Origin of the sequence: Spiroplasma mirum ATCC 29335 (assembly GCF_000565195.1) — a bacterium.
GTDB classification, from domain to species: domain Bacteria; phylum Bacillota_I; class Bacilli_A; order Mycoplasmatales; family Mycoplasmataceae; genus Spiroplasma; species Spiroplasma mirum.
Genome location: NZ_CP006720.1, coordinates 1,063,478 through 1,089,940, shown reverse-complemented (window position 1 = coordinate 1,089,940; position 26,463 = coordinate 1,063,478). Strand labels below are relative to the sequence as shown.

Annotated in this window: 20 protein-coding genes, 1 other RNA gene and 1 other annotated feature; of the genes, 20 read left to right on the top strand and 1 reads right to left on the bottom strand. The window is 27.8% G+C overall.

Annotated elements, in window-relative coordinates; genetic code table 4:
* The first annotated feature begins 31 nt into the window (after positions 1-31).
* From P344_RS05595 to P344_RS05535, 14 genes are all read left to right on the top strand, one after another.
* A complete protein-coding gene (locus tag P344_RS05595) occupies positions 32-1,960 on the top strand; it encodes a PTS transporter subunit EIIC (protein ID WP_025317892.1) in 1,929 nt (642 codons plus the stop codon).
* A gap of 104 nt (positions 1,961-2,064) precedes the next feature.
* Positions 2,065-2,445, top strand: coding sequence for a winged helix-turn-helix transcriptional regulator (locus P344_RS05590; RefSeq protein ID WP_025317891.1), 381 nt, complete (start codon positions 2,065-2,067; stop codon positions 2,443-2,445).
* A 132-nt stretch (positions 2,446-2,577) separates the two neighbouring features.
* The gene (locus P344_RS05585) at positions 2,578-6,078 is read left to right on the top strand and encodes an ABC transporter permease (RefSeq protein WP_025317890.1); all 3,501 of its coding nucleotides are present in this window, start codon (positions 2,578-2,580) and stop codon (positions 6,076-6,078) included.
* A 184-nt stretch (positions 6,079-6,262) separates the two neighbouring features.
* Positions 6,263-6,814 (top strand): hypothetical protein, encoded by a 552-nt coding sequence (locus P344_RS05580; protein ID WP_025317889.1) that lies wholly within the window; start codon positions 6,263-6,265, stop codon positions 6,812-6,814.
* Between the two features lie 123 nt (positions 6,815-6,937).
* The gene (locus P344_RS05575) at positions 6,938-11,206 is read left to right on the top strand and encodes an ABC transporter permease (protein WP_025317888.1); all 4,269 of its coding nucleotides are present in this window, start codon (positions 6,938-6,940) and stop codon (positions 11,204-11,206) included.
* A gap of 144 nt (positions 11,207-11,350) precedes the next feature.
* Positions 11,351-12,193 (top strand): hypothetical protein, encoded by an 843-nt coding sequence (locus tag P344_RS05570; protein ID WP_025317887.1) that lies wholly within the window; start codon positions 11,351-11,353, stop codon positions 12,191-12,193.
* Between the two features lie 89 nt (positions 12,194-12,282).
* The gene (locus P344_RS05565; RefSeq protein ID WP_025317886.1) at positions 12,283-14,592 is read left to right on the top strand and encodes a hypothetical protein; all 2,310 of its coding nucleotides are present in this window, start codon (positions 12,283-12,285) and stop codon (positions 14,590-14,592) included.
* 711 nt (positions 14,593-15,303) lie between these two features.
* Positions 15,304-16,281, top strand: coding sequence for a hypothetical protein (locus P344_RS05560; protein ID WP_025317885.1), 978 nt, complete (start codon positions 15,304-15,306; stop codon positions 16,279-16,281).
* Between the two features lie 870 nt (positions 16,282-17,151).
* A complete protein-coding gene (locus P344_RS06905; protein ID WP_156028695.1) occupies positions 17,152-17,304 on the top strand; it encodes a lipoprotein in 153 nt (50 codons plus the stop codon).
* A 164-nt stretch (positions 17,305-17,468) separates the two neighbouring features.
* Positions 17,469-17,849 carry a hypothetical protein gene (locus P344_RS05555; protein ID WP_025317884.1) on the top strand — a complete coding sequence of 127 codons (381 nt, stop codon included), beginning with the start codon at positions 17,469-17,471 and terminating at the stop codon, positions 17,847-17,849.
* 414 nt (positions 17,850-18,263) lie between these two features.
* Positions 18,264-18,365 (top strand) — a sequence feature (ribosomal protein L10 leader region).
* 77 nt (positions 18,366-18,442) lie between these two features.
* Complete coding sequence (gene rplJ / locus P344_RS05550; RefSeq protein WP_025317883.1) at positions 18,443-18,934, top strand: 50S ribosomal protein L10; 492 nt, start codon at positions 18,443-18,445, stop codon at positions 18,932-18,934.
* A 51-nt stretch (positions 18,935-18,985) separates the two neighbouring features.
* Positions 18,986-19,354: a 50S ribosomal protein L7/L12 gene (rplL, locus tag P344_RS05545; protein WP_025317882.1), complete on the top strand. Its 369-nt coding sequence runs from the start codon at positions 18,986-18,988 to the stop codon at positions 19,352-19,354.
* A gap of 214 nt (positions 19,355-19,568) precedes the next feature.
* Positions 19,569-20,231: an MATE family efflux transporter gene (locus P344_RS05540; protein WP_025317881.1), complete on the top strand. Its 663-nt coding sequence runs from the start codon at positions 19,569-19,571 to the stop codon at positions 20,229-20,231.
* Complete coding sequence (locus P344_RS05535) at positions 20,216-20,992, top strand: MATE family efflux transporter (protein ID WP_025317880.1); 777 nt, start codon at positions 20,216-20,218, stop codon at positions 20,990-20,992. The genes P344_RS05540 and P344_RS05535 overlap by 16 nt, the downstream gene beginning before the upstream one ends.
* Before the next feature lie 6 nt (positions 20,993-20,998).
* Here the strand turns inward: P344_RS05535 and P344_RS05530 are convergent, their stop codons facing one another.
* Positions 20,999-21,646: an MBL fold metallo-hydrolase gene (locus P344_RS05530; protein ID WP_025317879.1), complete on the bottom strand. Its 648-nt coding sequence runs from the start codon at positions 21,644-21,646 to the stop codon at positions 20,999-21,001.
* 253 nt (positions 21,647-21,899) lie between these two features.
* Here P344_RS05530 and P344_RS05525 point away from each other — a divergent pair, with 253 nt between their 5' ends.
* From P344_RS05525 to ssrA, 6 genes are all read left to right on the top strand, one after another.
* Positions 21,900-22,772 carry a hypothetical protein gene (locus P344_RS05525; protein WP_025317878.1) on the top strand — a complete coding sequence of 291 codons (873 nt, stop codon included), beginning with the start codon at positions 21,900-21,902 and terminating at the stop codon, positions 22,770-22,772.
* Between the two features lie 9 nt (positions 22,773-22,781).
* A complete protein-coding gene (locus P344_RS05520; protein ID WP_025317877.1) occupies positions 22,782-23,027 on the top strand; it encodes a hypothetical protein in 246 nt (81 codons plus the stop codon).
* Between the two features lie 1,284 nt (positions 23,028-24,311).
* On the top strand, positions 24,312-24,521 hold the full coding sequence (locus P344_RS05515) for a lipoprotein (protein ID WP_148552340.1): 210 nt from the start codon (positions 24,312-24,314) through the stop codon (positions 24,519-24,521).
* A 102-nt stretch (positions 24,522-24,623) separates the two neighbouring features.
* Positions 24,624-24,809, top strand: coding sequence for a hypothetical protein (locus P344_RS05510; protein ID WP_025317875.1), 186 nt, complete (start codon positions 24,624-24,626; stop codon positions 24,807-24,809).
* Between the two features lie 32 nt (positions 24,810-24,841).
* Entirely contained in the window at positions 24,842-25,864 is a 1,023-nt protein-coding gene (locus P344_RS05505) for a hypothetical protein (protein WP_025317874.1), read from the top strand.
* Between the two features lie 103 nt (positions 25,865-25,967).
* Positions 25,968-26,390: a transfer-messenger RNA gene (gene ssrA, locus P344_RS06415) on the top strand.
* The last annotated feature ends 73 nt before the right edge of the window (positions 26,391-26,463 follow it).

The following is a 26,463-nucleotide window of genomic DNA, read 5'->3' as shown; positions in this document are numbered from 1 at the left end:
TGTTAAAAATTATGAAAGGAGAAAAGTAAAAATGCAATATTTGCAAAAATTAGGAAAAGCCTTGCAATTCCCAATTGTTGTATTGCCGATTGCCGCTTTAATGTTGCGGATTGGTGGAATTATGACTGACTCAAGTATTAATTCAGCATTAACCCAAAATGGTAACTTATCAGGGTTATGATACATTGGAACAATTCTATCCGCAATTGGGAATGCCGCTGTTGGTAATTTAGCACCCTTATTCGCCGTTGGTTTAGGATTTGGGATGTCAAAAGACTTCCGAGGTGAAGCGGCCTTAGTTGCTTTATTTGGTTGATTTGCATTAACTGGCTTAATGGGTGTTATTCCCCAATGATACTATAACAATGTATTATTAGGAAATACTCCAATTGGGAACTTTGGAAATGGTGAACAATGAGCAGTTGAACACTCACGGATTTTATATGTCTTTGATTTTAGTCAAAAACTACCTGGTGGTGGTTATGGGGCTAAATATAACATTGACATGGGAGTCTTTGGTGGTATTTTATCAGGTTGTTGTGTAGCGTTAATTTACAACCGTTACCAAGATGTTAAATTACCAGCTGCTTTAGGGTTCTTCTCAGGAAGAAGATTTGTACCAATGGTAACAGCATTATTCTTCTTAGGGGGATCATTTGTGGTAGCCGCAATTTGACCATGATTCCAATTAGTTCTTCAATATTTAGGATATGGTTTAGGAGCAATTCCACCTCTGGGAGCGTTCTTCTATGGAATTTTTAACCGTTTATTAATTCCATTTGGATTACACCAAGTTTTAAATACATACTTATGATTCCAACAACCAATTTCAGGGCACTTAATGAGTTTAGATGGGGTTGCCCTATGAAGAATTGTGGATGGAACATTGCAATGAGCACAATATACCTTAACACCTGATGGCCACTTAGCAACAATTGTTGGTTGAAATTATACAGGTATTACAACAACTATTAATGGGGATATTAATGCCTTTTTAGGAAAAATGTATGCTAACTCTGAATTTGGATTAGCTGGAGGAAGTGGTATCTTCCAAACTGGATTCTTCCCAATGATGATGTTTGGTTTACCAGCAGCCTGTGCGGCAATGATTTTATCAGTTGAAAATAAAACTAAACGTGCGGAAATTGCCGGAATTTTAGGTTCAGCGGCTGGGGTTTCATTCTTAACGGGGGTTACTGAACCAATTGAATTCTCATTTATTTTCTTAGCACCATTATTATTAGGAATTCACGCCTTTTTAACAGGAGCATTCGCAGCGTTAACAGTTGGAATGGGAATTCGTTCCGGATTTGGATTTAGTGCTGGATTTGTTGACTGAGCCATCTCAATTAAAACATCATGAGATATGTCAACAATTTCAGGAGTACTTCAAAACAGTGCTTACAAAGTAATTGGTAACCCATTAATGATTCTTCCAATTGGAATTATCCAAGGTGCTGCTTACTTCTTTAGTTTCAAATACTTAATTAAAAAATTAAACTTAGTTACTCCAGGACGTGAAGACGAAGCTGCTGAAATTGCTAAAAAATTAGGTAAAGTTGTGAAAACACATGCTGAAAAAAAATTAGCAAAACAAAAAGCTAAAATAGCAACTGCCACAGTTAGCAGCACAGCTACACCAGTATCAGCCGGAACAGCACCAGTTAATGCTAGCGGAGAAATTACTCGTATTGACTTAGCGAAAGATCCACAAGGTGCTACAAAAATGGCCCAAATTATCTATGATGCAATTGGTCATGATAATTTAGTTAAAGTGGATAACTGTATGACAAGATTACGTTTAACAGTTGAAGATAATACGAAAGTTGATGTTGATACAATTAAAAAAACCGGAGTTCCAGGGGTTGTTTTAACTGCTAAAAATAAAGGTCTTCATATTATTGTGGGTGTTTATGTTGAATCAGTTTCAAAAGAACTGTCAACAATTTCAGGCAAATAACACGAAGTTATAATTAGGAATTACAAGGGTAATTCCTTTTTATTTTGAGAACTTTTATGTTATAGTTAAGGTGTAAACAATCTAGTAAAGTAGGGATGAAAAAAATGTTAGAATGGTGCGAAATTAACACAAAAACTTGTTGTGCGCTAGTTTGTAATTGTGATTTTAATTGTTGTGATGAAGATATTACAACCATTAATAATTTTATAAATATTATTAAGCAAAAATGAGCAATTAAAATTATTAATGTTTTAAATAAGCAACAAACAGGTTTTAATGAATTACACAATATTTTAAAAGATTGTACGAAAAAGGTTGTGACCAAATTTTTAAATAATTTAGTCGCCCAAAATGTTGTTGAAAAACTGGTGGTTGTTAAAAATAATGTTCATTATTCCGAGTATAATCTTACCCAAGTGGGATCAGAATTAGTTAATTTATTATTTAATATTAAAAAATTTAGTTGTGATTATTTAAACAAATAATAGTTGTGAGGAAAATCTAGCAACTATTTTTAATTTTTGCAAAAAATTTATTATTTTGCTAAGATAAATGAGTATAATATATTTTATAAAGATTAGGGAAAATAAAGGATAATTTAGAAAGATAGTTACCAAATGAAGAATTTATTTTGTGAAGCAACCCGGGGGTTTCTTAAAAAAATAACCCAGTTTATTGGTTTAATATTTTTTGTTATTGCAGCAATGTTAACCTTTACTGCATTATTTTCTTCTGTTTTTCAAGTTAAAAATGGGGTGAAAGATTTAGCTCATTATAGTGGTACATATCAGTATAAAGTTAAAGCGGATAGGTTATTTATTGATAATAATATTTTTTCAACGGGAGAATATAATAAACTCAACCGAAAATTTTTGAGTGAGTTTTATGATGAAAGTAAAATTGATGCTAATAAGTTAACATTTAATACAATTAAATCTGATTTAAGTAATTTACAATGTACCAATGATGATCAATTATGTACTTGAACAACTCCCCCACTATATTTAAACCCAACTACTGGAACAGCTTCTTTTACAAGCTTGCATAAAAACTATAATGAGAGTTTACAAGCGGCCTTATTGAACTATATTATTTTACATCCCCATGATAGTGGTTTAGATAAAATTATTAATAATCCCCATATTCAATTAGATATTAGTTATTCTTTAAATTATTTATTTACTTTTAAAAGTTTAATTAACAGTGATGTTCAATATTATAACATTTCTGCGGTCTATAAAAATCCAGACCAGTTATTTTATGATGGGGATAGTTGACGAAGTGATAATGTTTTTCGAGCTCCTTTTAATACTGTTTATGATGCTGATAAAAATAAATTAATCCAAACAATTGACCAGGGCTCAATTTATATCTCCCGCCAATATGGTGATTATAATGGAATTCCGGTTGGGGGTAATTTAAACTTATCTTTCCAAAATGCGGGTAGTGAAAATATGATTTACAAAGTTAAAGGATGGGCAACTAAGTATAGTGATATTTATCCGGTTTTGGCAAATATGGTAACCCTTGTTCAAAGTAACACTTCAATTGATTTTAAAAACGGCGCATTATTATATGGTAATGCCAATGATTTTAAAAACATTGAAGCAGTATTTCCAAACGGTTTTGAAACTTTAACTGCTTATATTAATATTAGTAGGGGGTTAACCGGAGCGAGTCGCATTAAGCTCTTGAGTGATGCTTTAAATAATTATTTTGTGTCCGCCGATGATATAATCACTAGTTTTTCGAATTCATTTCCTGGCCAAGTGGTAATGCTAACAAATGCTAGTTTTATTATTGATGGTTCAATTGCGATTGCTTGTTCAATTATTATTGCAATTATTATTGGTTTCTTTATCAAAAAAGATATCGAGAATCAAAAACGCCAAATTGGAGTTTTAAAAGCATTAGGATACCAGAAATATAAATTAGCTTTTATCTTCACTTGCAACATTGTTTTTACAATGATTATTGGTTGTGTGTTAGGATGAGCATTAAGTATTCCAATGCAAATGTATTTTACTAGTTTAAACATTTATTCAATTGGGTTACCATTAACAATGTTTTATTTTAACCCCTTAATTTTTACCAGCGCAATTATTTTTGTCCCAGTTGCATTTATTATTTTAGCTTTTACAATCGCCTTTATTTTATTAAACCGAGGTGTGCTTGATTTAATCTATGATTTAAAAAGTAATAATCTAAGTTTTAAAACTCGCAAAGTTAAAAAACAACATAAAAAAATTTGACATTTAGGATTATCTTTTAACGTTCACTTATCGTTTACCTTTGCTCTAAAATCATTAGGAAAATGAATAATGGTAATGGTTGTTTTAACCTTTGCTTCGTTTTTATTAATGTTCCAACTTGATGCGGGGGTAATGGCGAAGAATGTTGTTAAAAATTCTTTCCGTTATTTTAAAGATGATGTTAAGTCATATTTAATAACAAGTTATGACCAAGAAGATGTTACTACTGAAACAAAAGGTGGGACAACTTATCAGTGGCTATCAACGCAAGATGAAGCAGCAAAATTTCATCCGGCAAAAATTTTAAATAATGGGAAGACTTTTAATTTTCCTAATCCCTTGTTATGTTTCCCAGCCTTAGCTACACCGACTGCTTATCCGATTGCTCCTTCGGTATGTGGGGACTTCTTAAATATTATTGGTGATCCAAATAATCCCACTCCAAAAAGTAAAATTAGTATTGAAAATGGTAAGTACCCATTATTAGATTCCGAAACTTTGAAAGCAATTGTTAATTACAAAGTGATTGCAAATGGGACCGAAGTTAATGGCTGAGATTATTTACTAAATTTATTATCAAGTCCGTGAATCCAAACTATTTTAGAACAACAAGGAGTAATTCCTGACCAAATTAAAGAAATTAGTCAAATTTTAATTACAATTCGAAATCTAAGTAGTTTAACAGGGGGATTGTACCCAAAAATATATTTTGGTCCTTATATGGTTTACAATCCGCAGTTTGATATGCCCTATACTTCAAAACCAACGCGGTGAGGGCCTTATGATGATAAGAATGCGGATAACCCCGTTAGTGATTTGTTTGCAGTAGGATTACCAGCTCAACAAGAATTTCGTGATAGTTATTTTAATTTTGAATCTCGTCATTTAAGTTTACAAGATGTTCAGAATAAGGTATTTGGTTATACAATTTCTTCAACGCCTGTTGGTAATAATCCCCAAAAAGCAATTAACGAACCAATTCCGACTGTCCTAGCAAAACGGGTTTATGAATCCTCGCATGTGAACCCCGGGGATGTCATTACTGTTAATGTTCGTATAACTAATATGATTGGCTATGTGCCAGTTAATTTTAAAGTAATTGGTAGTGATGATGCTGATATTAGTTCTGGTAATTTATATACCAATGAGAATTCTTTACAAATTGTAATGAATCAGTGAATAAATTTATTGGGGAAAGGTGTCCCATTTCCCACAATCCCTTATCATAATTCAATTGCAACAAAAATTGATAATAACGGAGGAATATTACAGCCATATCGAATTTTATCGGCCTTTTCGCTAAAAGATGATTATGATTTTACTTTATGAGATACCAGTGGGGGAACTCCTAAAATTGATATTGGGAAGGCTGCAGAATTAAGAGCAAATACCAAATTAATTAACGGGTTCAATAAAATATGACCATTTGATACCTTGCGGGAAATTTTTGGTAAGGGAATGGAAACAGTTAATGATGTCTTAACAGTTCTGGAAATCTTAACAGTTATTATTGTGGCCTTGATTCTGGCTGTGCTAATTAGTATGGTGTTAGATGAAAATAAACGAATTATTCTAACTTTAAAAGTTTTAGGATATAAAGTTCGCAAAATTGTCTTTATGGTGTTAGGATTTTATTTATTAGCAGTTATAATTGGATATTTATTAAGTTATTTTGTTTCCGAACTAGCATGAGAAATTATTATTAATGTCTTGTTCCAAAAAAGTGGAATGCTCTTGGGCTTACCATTTGATTTATCCGTAGTAGGAATTACCATTGCCGTTATTTTAATTATTTTAGGTGTTACAATAAGCTTAGGATTATGAAGAATTAAAAATAACCGGTTAACAAATATTACGATTGCATAGTTAAAAATTATTTGTTTCACACTAAAATTTTGTTTGAAATACAAATAATTTTTTTATTTTTTTAGTTATTATCTATTGTTAATAAAACTATATTTCGTTATTATATTGGTAAGAAAAACTATCAAAGAACTAGCAATAATAAAGGGTTAAAAATACTTAACTAAAATTACAAAGGAGACCTTAAATGAATAAGTTTAAAATTTCTGTTTTTTCTTTTACGATTATTTTTGTGTTTGTAACATTAATTTTTAGTATTATTACCTTTGCAACAACAAATAATGCAATTTTAAAAGACACTTCTTGAAATAATTCGCAGTGAATTAAAAACTATTTTGATGATAATCATCATATCAACTGGTCACATTCCGAACCGTTATTTTTATTATTAATATTTTTATTTGGACTCTTAATTTTGCTTAGTTATCTTACTTATGGGATTGTTAGTTACTTTAATAATGATTCATTAATAGAATATTTACCAATTGCCATTGGGGGTACAGTTTTAATGTCAATTGTATTTAGTTTAATTACGGTTAATTTTGCTGGTCTTTTTGAGTACAGTTCTTATTTAAAAGGAGCACCATTAGGAGATAATAATCCTTGAAAATTTAATTATACCTTATCATCTTTTGTTGGAATTAAAGCCGGGGTTAACGAAGTAATTGCCATTACTTTTAGTGGTCTTAGCTTTACAGGAACAGTAGGGTATGCAATTTTTAGTTATTTTTATTTTTAAATTATTAAGAAATAGCATATAATTAATTAGTATAATGTTTAAACAAAGCCAGAATGTTTAAAAGTTCGCACCCAGTAGGAATTATTTTCCTAATAACTATTGGTAAACAAAAGGAGAAAATGTATGTTATTGTTTTGACAAACATTTAAGAATATGTTGAAGGAAAAAACTCAAATTTTAATATTTGTAATTTTAGTTATTCTTTCAACATTGCTATTATCTGTTTCTTGAATTGTCAATGAACGGTTAACAGATGCTTATCGTTTTATGGGGCAAGGAACTTTTAACTATGACTATCTTTTAAATTATAATAGTAAGAAAAAAAGCACTCATAATGTTGAAACAATTATTCCTTGGTTTGCTTTTGATAATGAGTATCACATGATTACGGATAAGGCGGGAAAAACAAAAACCTTGCCATTTTTAAGTTTAGGTGACAATCATGTTTTAAAAAAAATTAATCCTGATAATATTAAAATTATTATTAGTGGGGGACAAGTTAGTAGCATTGAAATTAATGATCCCACTAACCCTTTAAAATTTACTAATAACGGTTTATATAATTTTAATGTTGATAATGATAATTTTCGTAAATCATTAATTGGTAGTTTTTATAATCCGAATACAAAACAATTTTCTAATATTGATGTTATTACTTATTTTATGGAAAATTTTGTGAAGAGTGACATCTCAAAAAATACCATTAATTTATTAGTGGCCTATGCTAACCATGTGGGGATTACTAGTGATGATAGTGCAAATCGTCAAAAAATTGCTGATTTTATTAACCCAACCACCGGAAATGTTTGGTTAAAAGACATTGATTATAGTAAAGGAACTCCACAAAAAGATCTTCCTAACCAAACTGATATTTTAAATGAGATTTATACTAAAGGTTTAGATGGTAATTTTAGCATGTTATACAAAACTGATAATTCGCAATTATTAAATTCAGTTAAAATGTATTATTCACCGACAATTACTAATAATTCAGAACCAGGATTTAACTATAATATTAATAATGCTACTTTTACTGTTAATGATTTTTATAATTCAAAAAATACGAATGCTGATTTTAAAAATAACTTACGTAATGGGAAGGAATATGGACCTTATGCTTTTACAAGTAGTTATTATCAACTAGTTGGAGATGCGACAAATTTTGCAATTCAAATGCGTGAGCAATATGAATATTGAGATTTAGCTTCAAATGTTAAATTTAAAGTTATTAATTGACAACAATTATTAGATTATGATCAATTAAAAATTATTAGTAAATATAGTAAATTTGATATTAATGATTCAACCAATTCAGTGTATGTTATTATTACTCCTCAGTATGCTAAAAATCACAATTTAAGTTTAGGAGATCAGTTAACAATTGGTCAAAATACTGGCTTTTTTGTGGGTGCCATTGGGGGAGATGTGGCTAATATTTACCCGACAATTTATAATACGGATGTTTTTCCTGATTTAGAAATAGATTCTGTGGTATATGTTTCACCACAAGTATTTCGTTTACAAAATAATATTGCTCCCGATTTAGATATTGAAGAAGATAGTACAGCGTTTTTATCTTACCAACGTCCGAACCAAAAATTAACTGATTTAGAACGCTTTAAAACATATTTAGCAAGTGATTATTTATCATTAAATACTCCAACTAATAAAAATGCTCCTATTTTAAACCGTGATGATACGAAATTAATTTATGTTCGTTATTCATTATTAGGAACTTCAATTAAAATTTATCGTGCGGTAAGTATTACTTTAGTTGTTATTTTCTTACTAATTTTAATTTTTACTCTAGTTATTTTAATTAAAAAAATTATTAACCAGGAAAAAGTTGAAAATGGAATTTTAAAAGCCAATGGTTATACCGGAATGCATATTGCTAGTTCTTATTTAGTATATTCAATTTTTGTTACCCTGGTCGGAGTACCATTAGGATGATTAATTGGAGTTGTGTTACAGTATCCAATTATGGTAGTCTTTAATAAATATTTTGTCATCCCGAGTGTATTTTCTTTTAATCCGATCCCATTAGTAATTTGTTTTGGCTTAATTTTAATTGTAACTGTTAGTGTAATTTTATTTACCGCTGCTCGGCAATTATCAATTAGTCCGTTAGATTTATTAAATCCAAATAAGAATATTCATCCTAATAAGTGAATTGAAAAAATTACTAGCCGCGTTCATTTTAAACATTTTAATAATAAATTCCGTTTTATTATTATGGCAATTTCCTTGAAAAAAATTGGGTGGTTCTTTTTAACCTTCTTTGTTGCTAGTTTATCCTTAACTTTTGCGATTTTAATTCCCACTTCAATTAATAAGGTGAGCGATGATTATTATCGGAATTTAGCTTATGAAAATGAGTATGGTTATAATAATGTTGTTGGAAATATTCCGTTTTCTCGTTATCAGTTATATGATTGGAATGGTCCGCAAGCTTCGCAATATCCAATCTACCCATTGGAAAATAATTCATTAATTACAAAATACTTTTATAAAAGCGGTAATTGGTTAACAACCAATGATGTGTTAGCTACTAATCCGGGGAAATATGCGCTAGATATTAATAATATGATAGTATTTAACTTTATGGCCGGGAAGGGAGCAAGCTTATCAATTGGGGCTTTTTATGATTTATATCAACGTTCTGGACAAAACCGCGATATTGAAAACCAAATTAACACGTTAGTATGTACAACCTTACCAATGGCATTTGGTAAACAACCAATTATCCCAACTGATCCGAATGTCATTGACCGTTGAACTTATTGTGTGCAGCATGCTACTGATGGAATGCTACCTGGTAAAATTAAAAATATGTGGTTAAAAAATGAATTAGCAAAAGAACAGTTTAATTTTACTTTTGGTACTTCAACTTATAATCGTCAGGATGAAGATTTATATACTGGTTTTAATTCACAAATTAAAAATAGCATTGGTTTATTCACTTATGGAATTAATGGGAATAATAAAACTATTGTGTTTCCTAACCATAGTCTAAAACGTCAACTAGCAGAAAGTGCTACGTTAGATATTAATAAAAATAAGAATGCCTTAATTCCGATGGTGATTAATGAAGTTGTCCAAAAAAAATATGGCATTAAACCAGGTGATATTTTCCCCGCTAATGTCGAAAGTAATACGTTGCAATTTTGTTATACTCCTAATACATGTGTTCCAGTTAGTCAATTAGATTGGGGTTATGAGCCTCCTAGTGGTTTTAATAATAATCAAACTGATCCTTTTAAAATGGATTTAACAAAATTAACTGTTGGTTCTAGTTCAATTAACCGTTTTGGTTTTAGTGATCAGTCAGGAACACCACAAGATTACTATAATTTAGCTAATTTTACTTTAAGATTACCAAAACCACCAGCCGGTGCTTTTATGACCCCAAGTGTAAGTGAGACAACGGGTAAAAAATTGCCAGGTTTATTAGATACTAACCCCGACCCTGCAATTTACCCCGACCAAAAAGTTGTGGAAGATGATGGAAAAGGGTATATTAAAATTCATCCGTTTGCCTCTCGTTATGACCGTGAAATTAATGGGCTTGGTGATTTAACAACCGGCTTTCCGACAAATTGATATCGTGAAGCATTTAAACAGGGATTATTAAAAATTAGAGTTACTAAAAAACAAGTATTTTATAATGTTATTGGATTACAAGAATCATATGATATTCCTAGGGCATATATTAACCAAAAAGTGGCGAACCAAATTCTTGGTTATCCCACAACAACTGCTAATTTATATCCCCAAGATCAAAAAAATAACCCCTTATCATGATTTAATGGAAAATTTAGTAAGTATCCCAATCAAGTTGACCAGACTGGACGATATAATTTATCATCCTCAAATAGTACTTATTCAATGATTGATTTTATGAATGGTTCAATGGGAGGGGCAATTGGAAAAACAGATTATTTAATTATTAAAAACCAAGTTATTGAAAAATTAGCTGTTATTTCAACAATTCTTTCGACCTTGTTTGTGATAATTACCATTATGGCAGCCATTATTATTATTTATATTATGACTGAATCATTTGTTAATAGTTTCTTGAAATTTATTGCGGTAATGAAGTCGTTAGGATACTCCAACTGAGAAGTTAATAGTTTAATGTTAGGAATTTTCACACCATTTGTGGTGATTGCCTGGGGAGTTGGGGTTGGAATTATGTGATTAATTGTTAAGTTAGGAATGTATGGTTTCTCAATGACAAGTTCAGTTATTATTCCGTTAGGATTCCCATGATTAATTATTCCAATTACATTCTTCTTTATAGTTGCTATTTATGCTGTGACTTATTGAATTTTAAATTATAAAATTAAACACATGAGTATTCAAGAACAAATTAATGCTAATGAAATATAAATTTAAATAAATCTTATTTAGATTTTTTTAAACTAATTTACTTCGGTAAAAAAAGATTTTCAGATTTAAACTTCAATTTTAATCTAATTGCAAGTATTTTTGAAAAGTATATAATTAGATTACAAAGAGAAAGCAGGGGATTCAATGAATTTCTTTAATGAAAAAATTGTGTTTATTAATGAGGTGGTAAATATAATTTTTAAATCATCATTTTTTTGATTCCTTTTTATTTTTATTTTAGTGATGCATTCGTATACAATTTTTTATAATATTCGTTATAGTTTTAAAAAAACCAAGAAAAATAATTTAATGCAGTTTTTCTTATCCCTAGTCTTAGGGGCCATAATTATTTATTCCTTTAATTTATTATTAATTTATATATTAGCAATTTATCATCCTAGTCTAATGTTTTGAGTTAATTTGATTTTAGGTTTAATTTTTTTAACAACGGCAATTGTTGCTTATAAATATCATAATATCGGGGCTGAATTTTATAAATTATTTAGTATTATTTTTATGATTATTTTAAGTGTGACTTTATTTAAACTTTTTATTTACTTTACAAAAACAATAATGACTTTAAAAATAATTACTATAACTTGCGGAATTTTAATTGAAACAGGACTAATTTTTTTATTAATGTTACGTGTTAATAATGATGCAATGTTAACTTTAGTAAAAAAATTTATGTGATGGTTTTTTGTTATTCGTTTTTTAGCATTATGTAATATTTATATTACAACTAGTGATCAAAATTTACAATTTAAAGATTTCCTCCAAGATTTCTTTTTAGAAAGTATTATTGAATTATTTGCAATTTTAACTTTCTTTATTTACCATAAAAAACAAGAAACCAAAGAAGGCGAAGAAATTTTAGATCAAGAATCATTGCTATTTAAAATTAAGCATAATAATTTAAAATATAACACTTGATTTAAAAATACCGATACGTTTATTAATGGTTACCGCCAGGTGTTAATTAACTAGATTATCTTATTTTCATTGATTTAATTTATCAAACTTTATTTTAATAATTAATAACAATATTAGTTTACATATGATAGGAGATGAAAATAATGAAAAAATTAATTTCAATTTTAGGAGTATCAACTTTAGTAATGTCTTCCACATTAGCATTAACCGCTTGTCGTGGTAAAAATGGTGGGGGTGTTGACAATAGTTATTTTGATAGTGAACTAGACAAAGTTGATCCCACAATTCGTAATCAAGTTAAATACACAAGTAGTATTGCAAAAATTCTAATTGCTGCTCGCCATGAAAATATGAATACTTACGCGTTCCCTGCTTTACAATATTTCTTAAATAATGTGGGAACAAATTTAAAAGGAACCTTTAAAACTAAATCAGGACAAGAAGTTAAAATTAAAGATTATATTGATGGATACAAAAAATTAAATAACATGACATGAAATACAAGATCAGCTAGAAATAGTAGTTATAATGGTGAAGTTAATAAATATGACATTATGAATACAATGGTTGAAATGAATAATTTTAACAAGTGAAATGTTGAAAGTGGTCGCCCTACTAATAATGACTTTGAAGTTAATTCCAATACCGCATGAGCATTTTATGACACCGGAGCAATGGTTAATAGTATTTCACAAAAAGCTGATTCAGTGTTAGATTATGTTAATAAAACTTTAGGTTGATGGCCATACTACCAAAGTGAATCTGGGGAACCAGGGGCATCTAATATTATTTATAATAATTTTATTGGAACTTCGCCAACAACTTCGCAGTTAGGGTATACAACTAATAGTGGTAAACAAACAATTAACTATGGTAGCAAAATTGCTAACCAAGCTTCTAATTTATTTAATCTATACGGAACTAAATACTTTAACTTAGCAATTAGTTCGTTAGCTAATTTTGGACCTGGTATGGAAATGCCAACAATTCAAACATTAACAAAAATTTTCCCATTAGCATCAACTGATGAATTTGGTGAAAAAACAATGGGATTTTTATTAGCAGCACCAATGGCAATCATAGCGGTTCAAGCATATTCAGATTGATTTGAGAGTAATAATACTATCAAAGAAGAGGCTCCTTTATTGCAAATCTTTAGTAAAGATACTTTAAATAATTTAAAAGTAAAATTTAAGGATGATAAAGGTACCGCCCAAGATTTAAATCTTGGAGGAATTCTTGAAAAAATTAATCCTGAAATTATGTCATATTTTATTAGTGGAGCAAAAGAAGAACAATATTTAGATTTAACAAACCCCAATCATAAAAACCGCTTCTTAAAATGATATGCAATTTTAAGCGACTGATTTAAAAAAGCAATCGCCAAAGAAGAAACAGCGACTGGTCAAAAATTTGATACTACTAAGTTTAACCAAGTGATGCCAACAGCAATTTATGAAGAAATAAAAAAATTACAAGATGGGCTTTTAAAATATGTTACCATGGCTACTGATTCTGCGCTATTAATTCGAACAGTTACAGAGATGTGTCATCAACCTGGGTTTGATTTATTTAATTTATTACAAGGAATTGGCGGATTAGCTAATTGGTTCTACAAATGAGACTCAACCCAAGAAGACTTTGTAGTTAATACCACAAATGTTGAACATATTACAAAGGTATATAATGATGGGCCAACAACCAAAGGTTATAATGCAAATCTAACTAGTGTTAATACAAAAAGTGATTATGGACAAATGCTATTAAAAGAATTTGGTTTAGATAGTAGTAATAACACTTATACTAAAGGTTCATTATTTGACATGATTAATACTTGGGCACATGGTAGTGATGGTTCAAACCCTGATAATGAAGCAATGCACCACTTTATTGTTAATGCCTTAGATTTAAAAAATGGTTACTTAGGGAAATTATTGAATAATGTTGATCAAGCAATGGCTAATGATTGATTTGATAATATTTTCTTAAATCGTAAATGATATATTAGTGCTAATGGAACAGGGGTTGATGGAAGCAAATTAGGAAAAGTAGTAAAAGATGGCCAAATTGTGGGAGTCCGTTACCAATTAGATTATTATGGGCCAAAAGATGCTTCAACTAAATTAGAATATCATACTTCTCCATTAGGCTATACTGATCCAACAACCGGGAAAGTTCCGTCTTGAGCACCAGATCCAAATCCCAAACCTGTTGATAAGCACAATATTGCTCCTCAAGATGAGGGAACTTGAGATGGCAATGACTGAAAAGCATATGATGGCGATGGCAATGCTTATTTAGCAAACAGTGAACAAGTTAAATATAGTTATGTTGTTGAATTTGATGATGAAGCTCGCCTAATTAATGTCTTCACTGGTAAAGGTGATTTAAACCAACAATCTTATAAATTATCAGATTTTGCTTGATATTATAACGGCAAACGTTACTATTAAAATTTAAAGTTAAAAAAACACATTTATTAAATGTGTTTTTTTATTTTAATAATTTTAATTTAACTAGTATTTTTAAAAAATAAATTAAGTTTTTTTACTAGTTATGCTACAATAATGGTTAGAATAAAATCACTTCCATAACTTCGAAAAAAATGGGGCTGGTTACCGTGAGGAAACTTTTAGTTTTTCTCCAGGTAATAACCACAACATTGCAGTTCATAATTTTAGTTTTAAGCCTAATTAATTAGGCATTAAAAAAAGCCCTACTAACCTCAGAAATTTATAGGATTAAATAAAACTACAATGGGAGGGTTAACTCTCAATTTTTTATAACCATTTTTATCTTAACATAAAAACCATTATTTGTATTTTTTTCCTAACTATTAGAGGGGATAATCTTCAAATTAGTTATTGTTTTTTTTTAAAAATTATTTATAATAATTATATGTAAATTGAGTACTAAAAGTACCTAAAAAATAATTTTTAGGTACTTTTTTTATTTTTTATGTATTCTTTTACATAAATTTAATGGTTCGTTTTTCTGAAATTAATTTAATTTTCATTAAAATCCCAATATTAATTTTTTAAATTAATATGAATTTAAAAAGAAAAAATATTTGACATAACGTTTGAACATAAACTTTTATTTAAAAATTATGAACGCTATTTGAGCAAATATATTTTTAATTTTTAAAGGAAGGATTGGATTGAATGTTTAATTGATGAAAAAAAAGAACGGAAGTAGAAATTGCTAAACAAAAGCGGAGATTAAAATTTTATAAGAAAAAAAGTTATTTTCGATGATTCTTTTGTTTTTTATTTAATATAACTTTTAAAAAATATGAACAAGAATTTGAAAATGAAGAACAACAATCAGCCCAAGAAAGCGATAATGTGGCAAATCCGCAACCAGAAAATTCTAATGAGGAACCACTTAATTTTGAACACCAACAGCAACAAACAAGAGAAAAAATTGAAGAAGTAAAAAAACTTATGGCAACCGCTAAAAATTTAATGCAGGAAAATAATCAAAAATTTCCGCAGGTAATTGCTTTAAAATTATTAATGAAAAATTTTATTAATTTAAGTAATCACTCCTATTTATTAGAAAAAGATGGGAAACCTAAATATGAAGCGATTACTAAACACAAACAAGAAACCCTTGCATATTTTAAAGAAATTGAAAAAAAGTTAGATAATATTTCAAGAAACGATATTAATCCAATATTTTTAGAATCAATTGCAAAAGTTAATAAATTTTATGATCTCTTTTTAGAAAAAGTAGAGTATAAAGCTAGAACAATTTCAGAATCATTATTGAAACAATTGACCAGGGCTTCAGATCCTGACTATTATAATAAATTACTAGTAGAGATTAAAGGGCTCCAAGTTCTTAATGCTAGTCAAATTTTTGAGATAATTGATAATTGTTCATATAATGATTTAGCAGTAAATTTAAATTTAAGAGTAATTAGAGAGTCAGAACCGATTGCTAGGTTACGAGAAATAGTTAATCCCTCATTATCCTTATCGCAACCCGAACCCCAACCTAGTACTAATTTATCAAAAACACGGACTTTAGAAAAAGCTGATTCATTAGTTAAGAAAAAGTTAAAAAATTTAGAAAAAACAGAAGAAAACAAGGCCAAACAAACATCAGTAAAATCTGATCAAATAACAAGAAGCTAAATTTCCATTGTATTGCATAATTTTGCAATACAATTTTATATATATATATATATATATAATAACAAGCAAAGATAATCATATATGTATGTGATTTTACAAATTATAAAAAAATGATAATATTTATTATAAATAATAAATTATTAAAATTATTAATTTTAAACATGAGGTAATTTAGTATACTAAAAAAGGTCAAATTTAAGAAATTACAGGCAAAATTAATTAATAATTATTATATGTTATTATTTTTTAGCCTAATATTTTTTTATATGACCTTATCCTTTATTTACGCCCATCATTTTTATTTCCAAATTTTATTCTAATATTTGATATATTCTATATAGGAATTATTAGTTTAGTCTTATTAAGCGTTTTAATAAAATTATTAAAGTTTTCAATAAAATTTAATAAATAATATTAGTTTTGTAAAAACAACACTACAGAATAATTGATTGCTTATTATAATGTGAAGTTATTGTTTTATATTATTTTGCTTTGAAATATATTTTTATCAAATAAATATATTATTATTTTATAAAATTCCTTTTTTGCAATTAATTGCAAATTTAAATGCAATTGGAGTAGTGTTAATTTATACTTCTTCAATATTATCTACTATCAGTTTAGTTTTTATCTTTATAATACTTGGTATTGGTGTGAGATGTCTTAAAAAACTTCAGTTTAATATTAATTTACTTGTCGCTGTTAAACCTAATATTTTATTTATTATTGAATTTAAAATTAAAAATCAATCTATTCAAAACTGATTTATTTTATTAATTATAGTTTTTTTAAAGTTAAATATTATTAACGATATTATTTTTAGTTGTTTAATTTCAACTATATAAAAATTAGAAAAGGACCGAATATAATATGAAAAAAATATTAAGTATTTTAAGTAGTGCTGCATTAATTAGTAGTGGTACTGCACCATTAATAAGTTGTGAAAATACTAATAACCATTCTGATAAGGATGGACATTCCTCAAATAAAGACAATGTATACGACTCAATTGAAAAACTTTAGGTGCTACTGAGCTTGTTTTTTAGACTAACAGCAGCGATAATGCAGATATTTTTTCGGGAGGTAATAATTCACATAATCTTATTAACTATCATACTATAGAACATATTATTCGTGAGCATATGACTAAATTTACTTATACTAAAGAAGTTTATGAGCAAATTCACATGGATGAAGTTATCGTTGATTCTATTCGCAGCAAGTTTCAAGAAGTTTCGTGGAGTCTTTTACAGTCTGATAAAACATTAGATTTAGACATCAAGTTTCGGGGGAGAAGCGCTTCTTTAGATAATTTTAGATTAAAATCTGTAAAACTTATATTAAAGGATCTTGATAGTAAAGAAATTGCTGGATATATTAAAAGAATAAGACTAACATTTCATAGTCTTGATCCTTTTTCGACATTTGTAAAATTTAAAGAAGAAATTAAAAGATATTTTAACTTTTCACCTTCTTTAAGGTGAATTGTAGACGAGAATAAAATAGATATTACAAATATATTAACATTAGAGAACAAAGAACTGAAATTACAGAACTTTCCCAATTAAAAAGTAGTGAGCTAGTATTTTTAGATGTTAGTTTATTATATGATAATATTCCAACTACAACTACTGTAGTAATAGGATTTGGCTAAAAACAATATATACAAATAATAAATATAATATTTTACCTACTATATATTATTTTAAAAATAATAAAAAGTTTTAGAAGTATAATACAAAATTAAATTAGTATAATAAAAATCTCTGGACTAGCGGTTTTTATTTTTTAATATATTTTTAATTAATTTTGTGAAAATGATTAATTAAATTATTTTTAATAAATTATTTTTTTGTAAGAATACCGATATTTTTTTATTTTCTTCAATAACCTTAAACCAATAAAAATATAATTTATTCAAACTTTTAAAAATTCATTGACATTAACCTTCAAATAGACTAATATATATTTTGGTATTATACCAATAGTCATCTAAAATACCATAGACAGCAACGGATTATTTATAATCTTAATAATGTTGCCGAGGCATTATGACATGTAATTAAATATTTATTTATATGTTTATTTTTATAATGTTTCTGGCAATTAATATTTATTATTTAATTGCTTTTATTTTATTAGTAGTTATAGGAGGCAAAGAATGAAGCCAGCATTACAAAAGAAAACAGCTGTTGTTAAAGAAATTGTTGATAATTTAAAAACTGCTAATTCAGCGGTTATTGTTGAATATCAAAAATTAACAGTAGCAGAGTTTACAGAGTTAAGAAGAACATTAACTGAAAAAAGTGTTAGTATTAAAGTTTATAAAAATAATTTAGTAAGCTTGGCGGCTAAAGAAGCAGGATTTGGAGAATTGGATCAGTTCTTAACAGGTCCCAATGCATTTGCTTTTGGTACAGGTGAAGAGATGGCAGCAGCAAAAACTTTAGCAAAATTTGCAAAAAAACACCCAGCGTTAAAATTAAAAGCGGGGATTTATGAAGGTAAAGTGTTGGATACTAAAGCAATTACTGAAATTGCATTACTACCAACCAAGGATGAATTACTTTCAATGTTTGCATCAAGTTTATTATACCCATTACGAATGTTTGCAATTGCAGTTAAAGAAATTGCAAAAACTCGTAGTGAATAATTTAATTGTTTAAAATTAAAAAATACCAAATTAACAGGAGGATTAGAAATTATGGCAATTACAAAAGACGATATTATTAAAGCGCTAGAAGATATGAAACTAGCTGAATTAAATGAATTAGTAAAAGCAATCGAAGATCACTTTGAAGTAGTAGCAGCGGCAGCTGTGGCAGCCCCTGCTGCTGATGGAGGAGCTACAACGGGAGCACTAACTGAAGTTGATGTTGTGTTAACTGACGCTGGACAAAGTAAAGTTGCGGTTATTAAATTAGTTGGTCAACTAACAGGAAAAGGATTAATGGATGCCAAAGCAGTTGTTGAAAAATTGCCAGCCATTATTAAAGCAAAAGTTAAACCTGAAGAAGGAGAAGAAATTAAAGGTCAATTAGTTGCGGCAGGAGCGACAGTTGAGTTAAAATAATTTAATTATTACTCGTAACAAAAGCAATGGTGATCACCATTGCTTTTTATTAATGAATAAATTTCAAACCAAGAAAAGCGGAAATTTTATGATAGTATTAAAATATTAGGAAAGTTATTTAATTTAGAAATAATTATTATATTTTAATCTAGAGACTTAATGTAAATTAAAATATTTTTTTATATGGAATAAAGAATCAAGAAGGGATGACAAAATGCAAAGCCAAAAATCAACGGAATCAATTTGAGTTTTTTATCAAAATGCCTGGTTATTTATGATTCCAATTTGTGTTCAAGCATTGGTTGAAACACTATTAGGATTAATAAATAATTTTATTGTTGGCCAATTTGGTGATACTGATACAGTCACGGGGGTTGCTTCTTCTAGTAATATTTATGATTTAGTATGGTACATCTTTTTTTCCATTATTGCCGCGGGCAATATTTTTACCGCCCAATATTTAGGAAGTAAAGATGATCATAAAGTTCAAGAGACAACAAATATTAAATTATTTTATACTTTAATTTTTACGGTGTTGTTTATTATTATTTTAAAATTATTTAGTAAAGAAATTTTAGGACTAATTTTAGGAACGACTGATCAGCATCATCAAAAGGCGAGTGAAATTGGCACAAGTTATAGTCAGTTAACCGCCTGAAATTATCCCTTATTAGGGTTTGGTTATTTGATGTCGTTGACTATGAATACATGTGGTAATGTGAAAGTCCCATTTTTTACGGCCTTATCATCTTTATGCTTAAATACTTTTTTGGTGTGCATATTATCATTACCATATCATAATTCGCCTAATTTGGGAATTGTTGGAATGGCAATTAGTTTAATTGTGGCCAGAGCAGTTGAATGTTTATTTTTTTAGGTTATTTAATTATTAAAAAACCAATTTATCGGCCAAATTTAAATATTTTTAAAATTAGTCGTGATATGCATAAAAAATATATTAAAGCGTTTTTACCATTATGAATTAGTAACATGTTATTTGGTACTTCAATCGTGGTTCAAACTTCGTTATATTCTTATTATGGTGATACAAGTGTGGTAGCAGCTGCTCAAATTACTGGTAGTGCAATCGCAATTTTTTATTCAACCTTCCGGGGCTATAATGCCTTAGTTAGTTTATATGTTGGGAAAAATCTGGGCGCCGGAGAATTAGATTTAGCCAAAGAAAATGCGACGAAAATTTTAAAATTAAGTTTTATTAGCTCGCTAATTATTTCGTTAATTATTGTAAGTTGTTCATTTTGGGTACCTAAAACACTATTCCCTAATTTAACTGCTGAAGCATTATACTTAACAACTTGGTTTATAGCCTTTAGTGCTTTTACTTATTTCTGTATTAATATGCTCCAACATTTATTTAACTTTTTGTATTCAGGGGGTTATACCTTAATTGTTAGTGTCTTTGACTTATTTTTAATCTGAATCGTTGATATTTTTATAACCTTTACCCTATTACGCTGAGCCCATATTGATATCAAATGAATTATGATGATTTCTTGTTTAAGTAAAATTATTGATTTTATTACTTCTTATCTTTTATATAAAATTGTACCCTGAAATAAAAAAATTGTTGGAGATTCTCATGAACCACATGGGGAGATTATTATCCAACAACCTTAGCATAATTTATTTAACTTGTAGAAACTCATTTAACTCATCATTGTTTTTAATTGCTTCTTTTAAAGAAAAACTTTCATGGTGGCCAGGATAAACCAGAAGTTCATCATCTAGCATCATAATTTGGATTAATGAATTTTTAAAATATTCAATATCACAATATGGAATATCATGAAAACCAATTTTCTCTTTAAAAATAGTATCGCCAATAAAAATTGCTTGTAACTCTTTAATTAAAATATATTGACTGCCAGGGGTATAGCCCGGAATATGTTTTAACTGAATTTCGTAACCAATTTCACAAATATTTTTCGAACCCTGAATGGGGATTAAATTATTAATTGGTTCAGTAACAGTAAAATTAATTTGGCGGTATTTTGATAAATTGTGCTCTGTTGAAGTTAAACAAATTTTATCTCATTCATTAATATAGGTCTTAACATCCGGAAATTTTGCTAACAAAGTATTCAAACCAATTAAATGATCCCAGTGGCCATGGGTAATAATTAGTGCATGAAGGTTAAGATTATTATCCAAAATATATTGAATTGCTTCTTCAACACTTGTAGAAGTATCAATCATAATCGCATTGTTATTGTTAGAAATTACATAAGTGTTTTGGTTATTTAAGTTTTTATCAGTAAATTGTTTTATCATTAGTTTTTCTCCTTTTCTTAATAATTAATATATCACTTTTAAATAAAATAATTATTAAAAATATTAGAAAACTAAGAATAAATTAAAACTTAAGATTTAAACAAATTAAATGTTTAAAATAATTGCTTGCTTTTCATTTTTAATTTTCTTTTTTTTATATAATTAAGTTAATAAATGATGAATAGAGCATTTAAAATGCCATAAAAGTCTTTGATTTTTATGGCATTTTTTATTTAAAGAAAGGACCATTTATATGAGTATCAACACCAAAGCCCCTGCCAGCTTATTTATCTTGGAAGAAATAAAACTAAAATTAGAGGAAGAAACTAAGTTATTTTTAAACGAATTAATTTCGTTAGAAGTTCTTGATCAGCAGTCTTTCAAAGCTTTTGCTGATTTTAAATTGGAGCTTTTGCAACAATTGTCGCAAATTAGTACCATTAATGCGACTGAAATAGAACAATTTTTTAATCAAAAAGAAAATTTAGTATTTATTCAAAAAAATAAGTATTTTAAATTTAAAACAAGTATTTCCAGTATGCTTGCAAATGCAACACCCCAAGAAATTACAGATATTTCTTTAATTTTTGAATCTTTTGAGCATCAACGAAAACAACATGTATCTCATAATTCTTTTTTTATTGAATGAAAGATAATTCAAAAAAAAATATTGCAAGACTTAAAAGGTAAATTTAATACCCTTAATTCAATAAAGCAATCAGTTTTTCAAAATGATTTGCTGACAGAATTCACAAAAGATTTAATGGAAATTAAGAGTATTAGTAACATAACTAACTTGCTAAATGATGTTAAAAATGTTGTATATTTATATTCTAATAATAAAATTCAAACTTATTTAAAATTTAAAAACACTGTTTTTCCTGTCTTTGACCTTGATATTTTAAAGAAAGATATTAATAATGAAATTTTATTAGCAGAAATTCAGAGATTATTTAAAGACTATCATGAGAAGTTGAGTACTGAACAAGATGATCATGAGTTAGATTTTTTAAAACAAATTTTACAAAATAGAAAAGAAATTATATTATCAGTTATTGGAATTTTTAATGAAAAAGTCAACTTAATTAAGAAAAATAAAAATAATATTGATAATAATACACGCTAGGTGAATATGATGGAAGTTGAAAAAATTTTGGATATTCTCCACTATAAAAAGATGACGGAATTAGATTTAAAACTACAAAAATTAAAAACACAAGAAATTAATTTAAATAAAAATATTAGTATTAAAAATAGCAAAGTTGATATTAATTTAAGGCATGATTTAGATGAAATTAAAATGCAATATTATGTTTTTAAAAGTACTAAAAATAAGTTAGCAATATTATTAACAAAATCAAACATTTATAAAGTGATTTAAGCAACGAAAGATTGAAACTTAAAAATAGCATTGGCGAATAAATATTGGCAAATTATATCTTGCTTTTAATTTAAAAAATTATTTTAAAGATACTTCAAATGCTCTTTTAAATTACAAATAAAATTAGAGAAAAACCAACAATTAATTAAAAATTTAAATTATAATTTTGATAATTTAGATCTTGAAATTAATAAATTAGAGTTATTAAATAATTCCCAAGCAAGGAAAACAACCAGAGTTCCTAAATCATAATATTTCTTTGAATAAAACATATTTAATTATTTTACTAACCTTAAAAATAAAATTTCTTCATTAAAAACAAATTTTATTAAATCAGTTAGCTTTAATTATTTCAAAATTAAGAAATTTTATTAATAAATATCACAAGTTTTATAACGATACCATTAAAAAATTTATTGAAGAAATTAAAATTACAATTAATAACATTACTACTCTTTTAAAACAAAATAATTATTGTTATGAAGGATAATCTTGTTAAAAAATTTTTATTATTGTTAGTTAAAATTATTTTAATAATTTATATTTTTGTCTATTTTCGTTTGTTATTTTCGACAATTTCAAAAAAAAAAAAAACGCCATGGTACAAAAGTTGGCGAAGGCTTCTTTTACTATCGTCCTTTTGTTTTTCATTTATTGCATTTTATAATCTTATTGATTTTATATCTATTAATTATTTAGCCTATTATGATACTATTTTAATTTTTAATTTGGAAATTAATATTTAAGCATTTTTTACGATTTCGGTTTTATATACAACAATGGTGTATTAATTTGTGCAAAATCACAAGGAACGGTATTTACTTTTATTCTGTTTTATTCTATTTGTTATTATCAATTTTATTTATAAATTAATAATTTATTTTGACCTACAATTACCTGTTTCTTTTGTGCATGATGGAATGTTTTTAGGGATGATTTATTTAGTTATCCGCCAAAAAATACAGCTAATTTTTTAAGAGATGGGATTCAGATTCTTTTTCAGATTTTATTTGATGTCAATCGTTTAAAATGAGAAATGCTATTAAGCCACACCTCCATCAACAGTTTTTACAAATATGGAAGATTACTGGTGAGGACATCTAATTATTGATTTATGTTCTAATGCTTTTTAATGACAAAAGTTGTTTAAAGAAAGAACCACCAATTACAGCTGATAACCCTCTTAAATTAAAATAACTTTATAAAAAGGGATGATTTGAAGTAATGTTAAATTAATTTTTCCTTATGTTAAATAAAAGTTTAATTAATAAAGAGGAAAATACAATGAAGAAACTTTTAGCCTGATTAGGAGCATTAACTATTACAACTAGTAATGCTTCAACAATTTTAGCATGTAACCCCGGTTCAACAAGCAAAAAAACCAAAGAAGACCCGGTGGTTGATCCAATTATTGATAAAGATCACAAAATTATTAAAAAATTAACTAAATGAACAGTTGACAGTCCGTTATTATTTAATTCGACTAATTATTAAAGTTTAAAAGTATAAGATCTTAAACAAATAATTACTAGCTAGTTACTAATTGATAAAAATTATGAAGTTGTTTTAGACAATGAAACTTACCAACCAATTAATGTGAAGGGTACGGAAGTTAATAATGTTAGTGTTGATGTATCTGTTTTACATAATGGAACGGCAATTGCGGACCGTGAAACAAAGCAATCAGTTTTCACAGTTAATTTTTTAACTAAAGAAATTAATGATGCTAAAAACTTTTGAAGAGATCTTAATGAAAAACCCCAAGTTCAGTTTCGCGGTTAACAGATCTTCAATTAAATTTTAATGGGGCAAAAATGCCATTAAAAATAATCCTCGGGTTAATTCCCAGCTTGGTTAGCTTTGGCAAATTACCCACAAGAATACCCACCTCATTTGCGAGTGAGGATTCTAACCAAAAACAATGAACAGAATTTACTAACCAATTAACTAGACTCTCTACCATTGGTAATATTATGAAGATTGCTTTTGATGAAACTTTTGAAGTTACTTCGCAAGTAAAAATTAAAATTAGTGAAAATGTTGGGGATATCATCAACGCCTTGGCTCCTGATTTAATTCATTTCCATAATTTCTTGCTATCTCAAAAAGCTGAAAACCATAATAATCTTATTTTATTGCTAATACAGTATTTATTTAAAAAACCAACTGATATTAATAATTATGGTTTTACTAAAATTAATTCCCAAGTAAAACACCCAATAACTACTAATCTAGATATCATTATTCATAATTTATTACAACCCTGGCAAACAGCAGCTAGTGAAAGTTCAAAGATTACTGAACCATTTAAATTAGTGGCGATGATAAAAATACCATTCTGGGGATGAGAAACTTATCAAATCAAATGAAATTGTGGTGATATTGATTTAGGAAATAAAAATATTAATAAAATCGGAAAAGATCTTTTTGATCAACTTCTCAACCATGATCTTACGAAAGATGTTTCCTTAAAAATTGATTTAGGAAGCATCATTCCTACAATTCCGGTTCCGATTCCGTTAACTAAATTAGTTAATTCATTAATACTTGAGTTATTAGCACAACAAGGATACAATAATGATGAAATTACTAATAATAATTTAACAATTTTATCAGGAAAAAGTATTTTTAAAATTACCAAGGATGGTAAAAATTGAGAGGTTGCTAATAATATTGATGCTATTTTAAATGAAACAGTCAAGGATGTGCACCTTAAAATTAAAAATTTAAAATTAAAAGTAATATCGAAAAATGATCCAACAATTTCTTTCGAAACAAATGATAATATGACAACAACAGTGATGTTAGATATTGATTTGAATAGTATCTTAAAATAATATTTAGAAAAGAATTTTTAACTGATAAGTTAAAAATTCTTTTTATTTACGAGCCTCACCACTATCTTGAAAAATTAATTAATTTTAAGTATACTATAAATATGGGGATGTCTTGGCTTCGACAGGAATGGTAGAATTTCATCGGCAGTAGTTTGGCAGACTATAATGCTTCTAGGTTTGAAGAAACGCAAACAAAAAAGAAAAACAAGACAAAATTGCAATGCCAGTATTTATGATGAACAATCAATTTGCTGGGGCAATGTTAGCCGCTTAATATTCGCTGTTAGAGTTTTGGCTAATCGTTAGTGTTATTAATTGTAGATTATTAATGAGCTAATGTAGAAGAAAATTAATCTAATCGGGATTATAATTGATAGTGTTATAATCTTTAAAAATAATTATTTAGTTATAAGGTTAGTTGTTTTGTCCTATTATCTTATAATGAATTAAAACTGATAAAACTAAACTGTAGAAGATGATTGGAAATTGTTTGTGGACGCGGGTTCAATTCCCGCCATCTCCACCATTTTTTTATTTTGGGCCCCTTTTTCAAAAAGATTCTTGATATAATAATGTTAGAAATAACTGAGGTGGTAATA